Source organism: Streptococcus sp. KHUD_017 (assembly GCF_054861245.1).
This window is the reverse complement of the sequence record NZ_CM142175.1, coordinates 189555-201833: the sequence shown is the minus strand read 5'-3', so window position 1 is coordinate 201833 and position 12279 is coordinate 189555. Positions and strand designations below refer to the sequence as shown.

Annotated in this window: 10 protein-coding genes; 8 read left to right on the top strand and 2 right to left on the bottom strand. The window is 42.2% G+C overall.

What is annotated here, in order from left to right; genetic code table 11:
- Positions 1-156: 156 nt before the first annotated feature.
- The 8 genes from ACVAMZ_RS00985 to ACVAMZ_RS00950 all read left to right on the top strand — a co-directional run bounded on the left by ACVAMZ_RS00985 (position 157) and on the right by ACVAMZ_RS00950 (position 8852).
- Positions 157-1173 carry an NAD(P)H-dependent glycerol-3-phosphate dehydrogenase gene (locus ACVAMZ_RS00985; protein WP_461684781.1) on the top strand — a complete coding sequence of 339 codons (1017 nt, stop codon included), beginning with the start codon at positions 157-159 and terminating at the stop codon, positions 1171-1173.
- 21 nt (positions 1174-1194) lie between these two features.
- Positions 1195-2094, top strand: a complete 900-nt coding sequence (gene galU / locus ACVAMZ_RS00980; protein WP_461684780.1) for a UTP--glucose-1-phosphate uridylyltransferase GalU — start codon at positions 1195-1197, stop codon at positions 2092-2094.
- Between the two features lie 118 nt (positions 2095-2212).
- Positions 2213-4756: a penicillin-binding protein PBP1B gene (pbp1b, locus tag ACVAMZ_RS00975; protein ID WP_461684779.1), complete on the top strand. Its 2544-nt coding sequence runs from the start codon at positions 2213-2215 to the stop codon at positions 4754-4756.
- A gap of 9 nt (positions 4757-4765) precedes the next feature.
- Positions 4766-5698 (top strand): DMT family transporter, encoded by a 933-nt coding sequence (locus ACVAMZ_RS00970; protein ID WP_461684778.1) that lies wholly within the window; start codon positions 4766-4768, stop codon positions 5696-5698.
- 63 nt (positions 5699-5761) lie between these two features.
- On the top strand, positions 5762-6460 hold the full coding sequence (gene dapD / locus ACVAMZ_RS00965; protein ID WP_461684777.1) for a 2,3,4,5-tetrahydropyridine-2,6-dicarboxylate N-acetyltransferase: 699 nt from the start codon (positions 5762-5764) through the stop codon (positions 6458-6460).
- A gap of 60 nt (positions 6461-6520) precedes the next feature.
- A complete protein-coding gene (locus tag ACVAMZ_RS00960) occupies positions 6521-7651 on the top strand; it encodes an N-acetyldiaminopimelate deacetylase (RefSeq protein WP_461684776.1) in 1131 nt (376 codons plus the stop codon).
- A gap of 3 nt (positions 7652-7654) precedes the next feature.
- A complete protein-coding gene (locus tag ACVAMZ_RS00955; RefSeq protein WP_461684775.1) occupies positions 7655-8194 on the top strand; it encodes a 5-formyltetrahydrofolate cyclo-ligase in 540 nt (179 codons plus the stop codon).
- Positions 8178-8852: a rhomboid family intramembrane serine protease gene (locus ACVAMZ_RS00950; RefSeq protein WP_371620884.1), complete on the top strand. Its 675-nt coding sequence runs from the start codon at positions 8178-8180 to the stop codon at positions 8850-8852. The genes ACVAMZ_RS00955 and ACVAMZ_RS00950 overlap by 17 nt, the downstream gene beginning before the upstream one ends.
- A gap of 73 nt (positions 8853-8925) precedes the next feature.
- Here ACVAMZ_RS00950 and ACVAMZ_RS00945 read toward each other — a convergent pair whose 3' ends face one another.
- Positions 8926-10305, bottom strand: coding sequence for a glycoside hydrolase family 1 protein (locus ACVAMZ_RS00945; protein WP_461684774.1), 1380 nt, complete (start codon positions 10303-10305; stop codon positions 8926-8928).
- Between the two features lie 110 nt (positions 10306-10415).
- On the bottom strand, positions 10416-12269 hold the full coding sequence (locus ACVAMZ_RS00940; protein ID WP_461684773.1) for a proline--tRNA ligase: 1854 nt from the start codon (positions 12267-12269) through the stop codon (positions 10416-10418).
- Positions 12270-12279: the final 10 nt, after the last annotated feature.

Genomic DNA, 12279 nt, shown 5'->3' with positions numbered 1-12279 from the left:
TGACCTATAAATACTAGACATTTATACTGATAGTTTCTCAAATTTCTCCAATTTATATAATTTACTATTCAAACAATTCTTAATAAATAATATTAATGCAAGTTAGTGCTTTTTATGGTAGAATATAGGAAAGTGCTTTCTCAGAAGGAGGGGAAAATGAACAAACAAACCATCGCTGTTTTAGGGCCTGGTTCTTGGGGTACTGCTCTGTCACAAGTTTTAAATGACAATGGACACGAAGTTCGTATCTGGGGAAATATTCCTGACCAAATTGACGAAATCAATACACAACATACCAACAAACGCTATTTTAAGGATGCTGTTTTAGACGAAAAGATTGTTGCCTACCATGATTTGGCAGAAGTTTTGAAAGGTGTTGACGCTGTTTTGTTCGTAGTCCCAACTAAGGTGACCAGACTGGTAGCTCAACAAGTGGCTGCTGTTCTTGACCATAAAGTCGTCATCATGCATGCTTCGAAAGGTCTTGAACCAAATAGTCACAAACGTCTTTCAACCATTCTTGAAGAAGAAATTCCTGAAGAGTTACGCAGTGAAATTGTGGTTGTATCTGGTCCTAGTCATGCGGAAGAAACGATCGTCCGCGACATCACCTTGATCACTGCTGCTTCGAAAGATTTACAAACTGCTCAATATGTCCAAAAACTCTTTAGCAACCACTACTTCCGTCTTTATACCAATACAGATGTGATTGGAGTGGAAACAGCTGGTGCTCTTAAAAATATCATCGCGGTTGGTGCAGGGGCTCTTCATGGACTTGGCTTTGGTGATAATGCTAAGGCTGCCATTATCACGCGCGGGCTTGCGGAAATCACTCGTCTAGGAGTCAAGCTTGGAGCAAATCCACTGACTTATAGCGGACTTTCAGGTGTTGGGGATCTAATCGTTACCGGAACTTCTATCCACTCACGTAACTGGCGAGCAGGTGATGCTCTTGGGCGTGGTGAAGCCTTGGCAGATATCGAAGCCAACATGGGAATGGTTATCGAAGGAATTTCAACAACCAAAGCTGCTTACGAATTGGCGCAAGAGCTTGGAGTCTATATACCTATTACCCAGGCTATTTACCAAGTTATTTATGAAAATGTTAATATTAAAGATGCTGTTTCTGAACTCATGAGTAACGAGTTCAAGGCAGAAAACGAGTGGTCATAATCACCGTTAGAAAGGAAGCTCATGAAGCAAAAAGTTAGAAAAGCTGTTATCCCTGCTGCGGGACTTGGAACTCGTTTCCTACCAGCAACCAAAGCATTGGCAAAAGAAATGTTGCCAATCGTGGATAAGCCAACTATTCAATTCATCGTTGAAGAAGCTCTCAAGTCTGGAATTGAGGATATTCTTGTTGTAACAGGGAAATCAAAACGTTCTATCGAAGACCATTTTGACTCAAACTTTGAACTAGAATATAACCTCAAGGAAAAAGGAAAAACAGATCTCTTAAAATTAGTTGATGAAACAACTGGTATGCGCCTCCACTTCATCCGTCAAACACACCCACGTGGACTCGGAGATGCCGTTTTACAAGCCAAAGCATTCGTTGGGAATGAACCTTTTGTGGTGATGCTCGGAGATGATCTCATGGATATCACTGATGACAATGCTATCCCATTGACCAAACAGCTCATGAATGATTACGAAGAGACTCACGCTTCTACCATCGCTGTGATGCCTGTACCACACGAAGAAGTTTCTGCCTATGGTGTTATCGCACCTCAAGGTGAAGGAAAAGATGGACTTTATAGTGTTGAAACCTTCGTTGAAAAACCAGCACCTGAGGACTCACCAAGTGATCTAGCCATTATTGGTCGTTACCTCCTCACACCAGAGATTTTTGGTATTCTTGAAAATCAAAAACCTGGTGCGGGAAATGAAATCCAGCTAACAGACGCTATTGATACCCTCAACAAAACCCAACGAGTATTCGCTCGTAAATTCAAGGGGGCTCGTTATGATGTTGGAGACAAGTTTGGCTTTATGAAAACTTCCATCGACTACGCACTTAGACATCCTCAAGTCAAAGATGACTTGAAAACTTATTTGATTAACCTTGGGAAAGAACTCTCAGGAGAAAAATAAGACCTTAAACCAGGTTGAAAATACCTGGTTTTTTTGTTGCCTAACCCCATCTAAAGCTCGTCCAAGACTTATTTCTTGCAATCATTGCTTTTATGGTATAATAAGAGTGAGGAAAGAAATGAAGAATAAATTATTATCTATGAAAGAAAAAGGACTGGCCTTACTGGAGTCCCTTAAAACAAAACTAAAAAATATACATCTAGGAAAAAAAGGTCCTAAAAATTCTAAAAAGAAAAAGCAAACAAAGACTAATATTTGGACTATCTTTGCTAATATCTTACTGGGAATCAAGGCAACCTTTAATACCCTATTCATTATCGCCTTTCTTGGTGGACTTTTAGGTACTGGAGTTATTTTCGGTTATGCAGTTTCCCTGTTTGATAAAGTAAGTGTCCCTCAAACAGAAGATTTAGTCAAACAAGTGAACGATATTTCATCCATCTCTGAAATTCGCTATGCTGACGGTTCCATGATTGGCGCTATTGAAAGCGACCTCCTTCGGACATCTGTCGCATCAGATGCTATTTCAGAAAATCTCAAGCAAGCTATCGTTGCGACCGAGGATGAACATTTTGCAGAACACAATGGGGTCGTTCCTAAAGCGGTTATTCGTGCCAGTCTAGGAAACTTTATCGGACTTGGTTCTTCTAGTGGAGGTTCTACACTAACCCAGCAGCTCATCAAGCAGCAAGTAGTTGGGGATGCTCCTACACTAACCCGTAAAGCTACTGAAATCGTGGATGCCTTGGCCTTAGAAAGAGCTATGAGCAAGGACGAAATCCTAACAACCTATCTCAATGTTGCTCCTTTTGGTCGTAACAATAAAGGTCAAAACATCGCAGGAGCTCAACAAGCAGCCAAGGGTATTTTCGGGGTTGACGCCAATCAGCTAACGATTCCTCAAGCAGCCTTCATAGCAGGATTGCCACAAAGTCCTATCTCCTACTCACCTTATGAATCAACTGGGGAAATGAAGAGCGAAGAGGATATGGAACTAGGTATCAAACGTTCAAAAGATGTCCTTTACAATATGTACAGAACTGGAGTGCTCAGTCAAGAAGACTACGAAACCTATAAGGCATATGACATTAAGCAAGACTTCTTGCCAGCAGAAAATGTAGACATAACTGCTAAGGGCTATCTCTACTTTACTGCTCTCGATGAAGCAACTAATCTCATGTATGACTACTTGGTACAAAAAGACAACGTCTCTGCCCAAGAACTCAAAAACGAGTCTATCCAAAAATCCTATCGTGAATTAGCTGAAAAAGAAATTCAAAATGGTGGTTACCGTATCACTACTACAATCGACAAAACAATCCACGCTGCCATGCAAGATGCTGTGGCAAATTATGGCTACCTTTTAAATGATAGTAGTGGTCAACCTGAAGTCGGAAATGTCTTAATGGATAATAAAACAGGAGCCATCATAGGATTTGTAGGAGGACGAGATTACCAAAACAATCAAAATAATCATGCTTTTGATACTAAACGCTCTCCTGCCTCTACTACTAAGCCACTATTAGCTTATGGTATTGCTATTGACCAAGGATTGATGGGAAGTGCTAGTATCCTATCAAACTATCCTACCAACTTTGCTAACGGAACCCCTATCATGCACGTCAACAGTCCAGGAACAGCTATGATAAACCTTAAGGAAGCCCTCAATTATTCATGGAACATCCCTGCCTACTGGACCTATCGTATGCTCCGTGAAAAAGGAGTTGATGTCCGTTCTTACATGGAAAAAATGGGGTATGAAATCCCAGAATACGGTATTGAAAGCCTTCCTATGGGCGGAGGAATCGAAGTTACTGTAGCTCAACATACAAATGGATATCAGACACTTGCTAATAATGGAATTTACCATAAAAAATACATGATTTCGAAAATCGAAAAAAGCAATGGCGAGGTCATTTATGAGCATAAAGACGAACCTGTTCAGGTCTACTCTAAAGCTACTGCAACCATTATGCAAAGTCTACTGAGAGACGTTCTTTCATCACGGGTAACCACAAGCTTCCAAAGCGATCTTGCTTCCATCAATTCTAAGTTAGCAGGTGCTGATTGGATTGGTAAAACTGGTACAACTAACGAAGAAGGTGATATGTGGCTCATGCTTTCAACTCCAAGATTGACTCTTGGAGGCTGGGTTGGTCACGATGATAATAGTCCCCTAGCTAACGGCGCATACTTCCGTAATGCTAAGTACATGGCTAATCTGGTAAATGCTATTCAACAAGCTTCTCCTTCTGCTTGGGGAACTGAGCGTTTCAGCCTTGATTCAAGCGTAACTTCTTCTCAAGTTCTTAAATCAACTGGCCAAAAGCCAGGACGAGTTAACCTCAACGGAAAAGATTACGAAATTGGCGGAGAGACTGTTACAAGTTACTGGGCCAACCAAGCTGGTGCCCCAACTACGACCTTCCACTTTGCAATTGGTGGAAGTGACTCTGATTACCAAAAAGCTTGGAATACGATTTTGGGAAGTCTACCAAAATCATCTAATTCCAACAATAATAACTCAAACAACAATAGCAATAATAACAATAATCGAAATAATAACAACAATAATAATAGCAACAACAGTAATAACGGTAATAATAACAATAATACTACCAGTGATAGCAACGACTCATCTTCAAATAGACTACAACGTTAACCTTTCTATATGAATCAGTATCAAAAGAATATTTTCAAAGGAACCATATATTCCCTCCTTTCCGGATTAATATGGGGTATTTGTGGCATTTTAGGAGAATTCTTCTTTACGCATTATCCAGTCTCCTCTGGGTGGATCACTTCTATGCGACTAAGTCTTGCAGGTAGTTTTGTACTCATCTTGTCCGGCTTTAAGTTTCGTTCACACTTATTCGACCTTTGGAGAAACCGCAACAACTATCTGCCTTTTCTGGCTTATGCTATCTTAGGAATTTTCTCCGTTCAGTATTTCTTCTATCTCTGTGTAGAATACTCTAATGCAACAACGGCAACTATCCTACAATTTATCAGTCCTGTTTTCATTCTCATATACAACCGTATTATCTACAAGAAAAAAGCTTCTAAAAAAGCAATTTTCTATGTTTTGACTGCTATGCTCGGAGTCTTTCTGATGGCTACTAAAGGCGATCTGTCTAAACTATCCATCACTCCCCTCGCATTGCTGACAGGACTTCTCAGTGCTCTGGGAGTTATGTTTAATGTTATCTTGCCCCAGCCATTTGCTCGAAAATATGGTTTTGTGCCAACTGTTGGTTGGGGAATGTTGCTGGCTGGACTCTTTAGTAATTTTCTCTATCCTGTTTATAGAATTAGTTTTCAGCTTGATTGGGTGAGTATCCTGATTTGTTTGACCATTGCCTTTTTGGGGACAGCTTTTGCCTTCTTCCTATCCATGAAGGCTGTCTCGCTCGTTTCCCCATTGGTAGTATCCGTTGTCAGCGCAAGCGAACCTTTGTCATCAGCTATTCTAAGTGTTCTATTTCTAGGTCTGGTCCTAGATGGGTATCTGCTTCTGGCTATGATCTTGATTATTATTCCCATGATCTTCTTATCCATTGAAGAATCAAAAGATAAACTGAAAGAATCCTCTTTTAACACTTAAGGCTTCAAAATTGAAGCCTTTTTTGGTAGAATAGTAAGCATTACAAAGAGTGAGGAGACACCTATGACTGCTACAAAAATGAATGCACAAGAAATTATCCAATTTATCGCTAATGCTGAAAAAAAGACAAGTGTAAAAGTGACCTTTGAAGGGCAACTTGATGGATCCATCCCTGCTTCTGTTACCAAGCTTGGAAATGTTCTTTTTGGAGACTGGAAGGATATCTCACCTCTTCTTAAAGGACTAACAGAAAATAAAGACTATGTTGTTGAGCAAGATGCTCGTAATTCAGCTGTACCTCTCCTTGATAAACGCGACATCAATGCTCGTATCGAGCCAGGGGCTATCATCCGTGACCAGGTTGAGATTGGCGACAACGCTGTTATCATGATGGGTGCTGTAATCAATATTGGTGCTGTAATCGGTGCTGGCACTATGATTGACATGGGTGCTATTCTAGGCGGACGTGCTATTGTCGGTAAAAATAGTCACGTAGGTGCTGGTGCTGTTCTTGCAGGTGTTATCGAACCAGCTAGTGCAGAGCCTGTCCGTGTCGGTGATAATGTACTCATCGGTGCTAACGCTGTGGTTATCGAAGGTGTTCAAATCGGTAGCGGATCTGTTGTTGCAGCAGGTGCCATCGTCACTCAAGATGTTCCAGAAAATGTTGTGGTTGCTGGTGTCCCGGCTCGTGTTATCAAAGAAATCGATAGCCAAACCCAACAAAAAACAGCGCTAGAAGATGCGCTTCGTACCTTGTAAATAGTAACAGAGGCGGAAACTTTCCAGCCTCTTTATCGTATCAATAGAAGGAAATTAGATATGTTAGATTTGATTCAAACTCGACGCGATCTTCACCAAATTCCTGAGATCGGTTTAGAAGAAGTCAAGACTCAAGCTTATTTGCTCAGTGTCATTGAGAAATTAACAGTTGGTAAAGATTTTGTTCAAATTCTCACTTGGCGAACAGGTATTTTAGTGTATTTACAGGGAAGTCAGCCAGAACGTACCATCGGTTGGCGGACAGATATCGACGGACTCCCAATCGTTGAACAAACAGGTCTTGCCTTTGCCTCTCAGCACCCAGACCGTATGCATGCTTGTGGACATGATTTTCACATGACCATTGCCCTAGGAAGTCTCGAACGTGCTCTAGAAAACCAACCTAAAAACAATCTCCTCTTTCTCTTCCAGCCTGCCGAGGAAAACGAAGCAGGTGGTATGCTCATGTATGAAGATGGAGCATTTGGTGACTGGTTGCCTGATCAATTTTATGGGCTTCATGTTCGTCCAGACCTAAAAGTCGGACAGATTGCGACCAATACCCATACACTCTTTGCTGGAACATGTGAAGTTAAGATTCGCTTTAAGGGTAAAGGCGGACACGCTGCCTTTCCACATGAAGCAAACGATGCTCTGGTTGCAGCTAGCTATTTTGTGACCCAAGTCCAATCAGTCGTTAGCCGTAATGTCGATCCTATCGAGGGAGCTGTCGTCACTTTCGGTGTTTTTCAAGCTGGTACAACCAATAATGTCATCGCTGATACAGCTTTCTTGCATGGAACCATTCGAGCTCTCACACATAGCATGAGCCTCTTAGTTCAAAAACGTGTCAAAGCCATCGCTGAAGGTGTCGCAGCTGCTTTTGATATGGATGTGGAAGTTGAACTCAAGCAGGGAGGTTACCTACCTGTCGAAAACAACCCTAAATTAGCCCAGGAATTGATGACTTTCTTTGATGAAAGAGAGGGCATTGAACTAATCGATATCGAACCTGCCATGACAGGGGAAGACTTCGGTTACCTTCTCTCCAAGGTTCCTGGGGTCATGTTCTGGCTAGGTATTGATAGTCCCTACGCCCTTCACCATCCAAAGATGAGCCCTAAAGAAGAAGCTCTAGCTATCGGTGTCGAAGCTGTATCAAGCTTTTTAGCAAAGAAAGCTGCGGAGTAAACTATGAAAAAAAGCTTACGCAAGCAGGTCTTGCAAGAACTCAAAGCTCTTTCTAAAGAAAAAAAGGAAGTCATGGACGCTTGGTTGACTGAGCAACTACTTCTACATCCCTTCTACAAGGAAGCAAAAAACATCGCCACTTACCTGTCTTTTCCTCATGAATTTCAGACAGCTAGACTCATTGAAGAAGCTCAAAAAGATGGGAAAACTATCCTCATTCCCAAAACCTATCCACATGGGAAAATGGACTTTGTTCTATATGAACCAGAGAAACTCGAAAGAAATTCTTTTGGACTTCTTGAACCACAGGGGAAAACTATTGTCTTTGAGCCGTCTCAGATTGACTTGATCCATGTTCCTGGTTTAGCTTTCAATCCTTCTAGTTATCGAATTGGCTACGGTGGTGGCTATTACGACCGCTACTTGGAGCATTTCCCAGGTCCTACTATTAGTACGATTTATCCATGTCAGATTCAGAATTTTCAACCTGAGCACTACGATATTCCTATTGAGGAGGTACTCATCTATGAAAGAAATTTTTGATCGTCGTTATCCTGTCACGAGCTTCTTTCTACTCGTGACAACCCTGGTTTTTGTACTCATGTTTCTAACCAGTGGTTTCAACTATACCAGCGCAGCCACCTTGTATAAATTCGGAGCTGTGTATCCCCCTGCTATCAAGGCCATGCCTGAACAAATCTGGCGCTTATTCTCCGCAACCTTTGTCCACATTGGCTTGCAGCACTTTTTAGTCAATATGCTATCCCTCTACTTTTTGGGACGCCAGATGGAGCAAATCTTTGGCTCCAAACAGTTTTTCTTTATCTACCTTCTATCAGGAATGATGGGAAATCTCTTTGTCCTAGTTTTTAGTCCCAATGCTATTACTGCAGGTGCTTCAACTGCCCTCTACGGTATGTTTGCCTCAATTGTTGTTCTCCGATATGCTTCACGCAATCCCTATCTCCAACAACTTGGTCAATCCTACCTCTCCCTCTTAGTGATTAACCTAGTAGGTAGTGTCTTAATCCCTGGAATCAGCCTTGCTGGACATGTCGGGGGTGCTGTCGGGGGTGCATTACTGGCTATCGTCTTCCCAGTTCGAGGAGAACGAAAGATTTACAGCCCAGGCCAACGTGGTCTAGCAACCCTAGCCTTTATTGCTTTATCAGCTCTACTACTTTTTATCGGACTATTATAAGAACAAGAAAAACCATTGGAAGTTCTCAAATTGAGAAGTTTCAATGGTTTTTTGGATCTTTATAAAAAGTAGCTTAAAATCCATTATTGTCACTGAGTTCTTTGAACCAGTGGCCTGATTTTTTCAAGCGACGTTCTTGTGTTTCTAAGTCAAGCTCGACCAAACCGTAGCGGTTTTTATAGCTGTTGAGCCATGACCAGCAGTCGATAAAGGTCCAAATCAAGTAGCCTTTACAGTTAGCACCGTCTTCAATGGCGCGATGAAGTTCACGAAGGTGACCTTTGACAAAGTCAATACGATAATCATCCTGAATCATTCCATTTTCGCGGAATTTATCTTCACCTTCAACGCCCATCCCATTTTCGGTCAACATCCACTCGATATTGCCATAGTTTTCCTTGATGTTTTGAGCGATATGGTAAATCCCTTGCTCGTAGATTTCCCAGCCACGGTGGGGATTGATTTTACGACCAGGCATGATGTAAGGTTCATAGAAATGCTCTGGCAAAAGCGGACTGTCAGGATGCTTAGCAAAACGTGGCGCCATGACACGCAAAGGCTGGTAGTAGTTGACTCCAAGGAAATCTACTGTGTGCTCACGAATAAGTTCCAACTCCTCAGCCGTAGAATCTGGCAGCAAATCATGCTCAGCTAAAATTTCCACCAATTCTTCTGGATAAGTTCCCAAGACAGATGGATCTAGGAAAGATTGAGCTTGGAATAGATCAGCAATGCGTGCAGCTTTGACATCCGCAGGATGTTGACTACGTGGATAAGCCGGAGTCAAGTTGAGGACAATTCCAATCTTAGAGCCTGGTAAGACTTCATGACAGGCCTTCACCGCAAGAGTGCTGGCCAGTTGAGTGTTATAGGCAACCCTAACTGCTGCTTTGGCATCCACCTTATGAGGATAATGGGCATCATAGAAATAGCCAAACTCTACAGGAACGATAGGCTCATTGAATGTAATCCATTGGTCAACCAAGTCTCCGTAAGTTTCAAAACAGAAACGCGCATAGTCTTCATAAGCTTTAATGGTTGCCTTATTTTCCCAACCATCGCCATCCTCTTGAAGGGCAAAAGGCAGATCAAAGTGATAAAGATTGACTAACAAACGAATGCCCTTAGCCTTAATGGCTTCAAAGACCTGACGGTAAAAAGCCACACCTTGAGGATTGACTTCTCCACGACCCTGTGGGAAAATACGAGACCATTGGATAGAGGTCCGAAAGGCTGTATGCCCTGTTTCTAACAATAGTTCGATGTCTTTTTCCCAATTTTCATAAAAGGTCGATGTCTTATCTGGTCCAATGCCATTATAGTATCGGTTTGGTTCTACTTGGTACCAATAATCCCAGAGATTATCTCCCTTGCCGTCACCAGGCACTCGCCCTTCTGTCTGTGGCCCAGAAGTTGAGGAACCCCAGACAAAATCCTTTGGAAATTTTAGCATAGCTCTACCTCTTTATTTACTCTTTTTATCTTTATTTTATCTCATTATAGAGAAAAAACAAGGCAAAAACTAGTTACATTTTTGTCTTGTTTTTCTTCTGATTATAGATTTTATTTGTTTGTTAGGATTTCAAGAGTTTCAAGCAAGTTATCTGCGTGAACTTCGATTGTATCTCCTGTCGCCTTGATCTTCACTTCTACGATACCGTCAGCTGCTTTCTTACCAACAGTGATACGGATTGGAAGACCAATCAAGTCGCTATCGCTAAATTTAACACCGACACGTTCGTTACGGTCATCTGTCAAAACTTCGTAACCTTTGTTGACCAAGGCTTCTTCGATACGATCTGTCAATGCAAGACTTGCTTCATCCTTGACATTAACTGGAATCAAGTGCACATCAAATGGCGCCAATTCTTTAGGGAAGTTGATTCCCCAAGCGTAACGATATTCACCTTTTGGAGTCTTGTTAACAAAGAGGCGAGCGTGTTGTTCCATGACTGCTGAAAGGAGACGGCTGACACCGATACCGTAGCAGCCCATGATGATTGGAACTGCACGACCGTTTTCGTCCAAGACATCTGCTCCCATACTTGCTGAGTAGCGAGTTCCCAGTTTGAAAATATGACCAATTTCGATACCACGGGCAAAATTGAGAACACCTTGTCCATCTGGAGAGATTTCACCCTCACGAACTTCACGGATATCGATATACTCAGCAGTGAAGTCACGACCTGGGTTGACACCAGTCAAGTGGTAACCATCTTCGTTAGCACCTACAACAGCATTGCGACTATCTTGCACCTTGCGGTCTGCGATAATCTTGACATTTTCTGGAAGATTGACTGGGCCAAGTGAACCAAAGTCCGCTCCCAATAATTCTTTCACTTCCGCCTCGGTTGCAGGTTCTAAGAAGTCTGCACCAAGGTAGTTTTTCAATTTGACTTCATTGAGTTGGTCGTTGCCAACCAGTAAAGCTACAATTGGCTCCTCGTCTGCGATATAAACCAAGGTCTTGATTGTTTGCTCTTCTGAGACATTCAAGAAAGCAGCAACTTCATCAATTGATTTGACACCTGGTGTTTCCACACGAGCTACTTGATCTTCAGTCACAACGCGGTTGCTTGGTTTGTAGGCGTTAGTTGCCATTTCCAAATTAGCTGCATAGCTTGACTCACTTGAGTAGGCAATGGTATCTTCACCAGAAACCATCCATTTGAGCAATTCTGCCTTGATTTCTTTCTGTACATCTACAGGAATCTCATCAAATGATGCGACAGACTTGTCTAAAACAACCCAACGGTCAAGGTCTGTACGAGCAGGTGTGATGGCCATGAATTCTTGGCTATCCTTACCACCCATAGCTCCACCGTCACCGATGATGGCTTTGAAGTCCAAGCCACTACGAGTAAAGATACGCTCGTAAGCTGCCTTGTACTCATCATAGGTTACATCCAAGCTATCGTAGTTAGCGTGGAAGCTATAGCCGTCTTTCATGATGAACTCACGGGTCCGAAGAAGTCCATTACGTGGACGTTTTTCATCACGATACTTAGGCTGAATTTGGTACAAGTTCAAAGGCAATTGCTTGTAAGACTTGACAGAATCACGGACAATCGCTGTGAACGTTTCTTCGTGAGTTGGACCCAAGATAAAGTCTGACTTCTCACGATTTTTCAATTTGTACAAGTCTTCACCGTAGGTTTCATAACGGCCAGATTCACGCCAAAGGTCAGCACTGAGAAGGGCAGGAGCCAACATTTCAACAGCGCCCATCTTGTCAAACTCTTGACGCATGATGTTCTTGGCTTTTTCGATTACACGGTTGGCAAGTGGCAGATATGAATAAACACCTGCTGATACTTGGCGAACATAACCAGCACGCAACATAAGGGCGTGGCTAATAACTTGAGCATCGCTTGGCATTTCGCGAAGCGTTGGAATAAGCATTTTACTTTGTTTCATATTTTTCCTC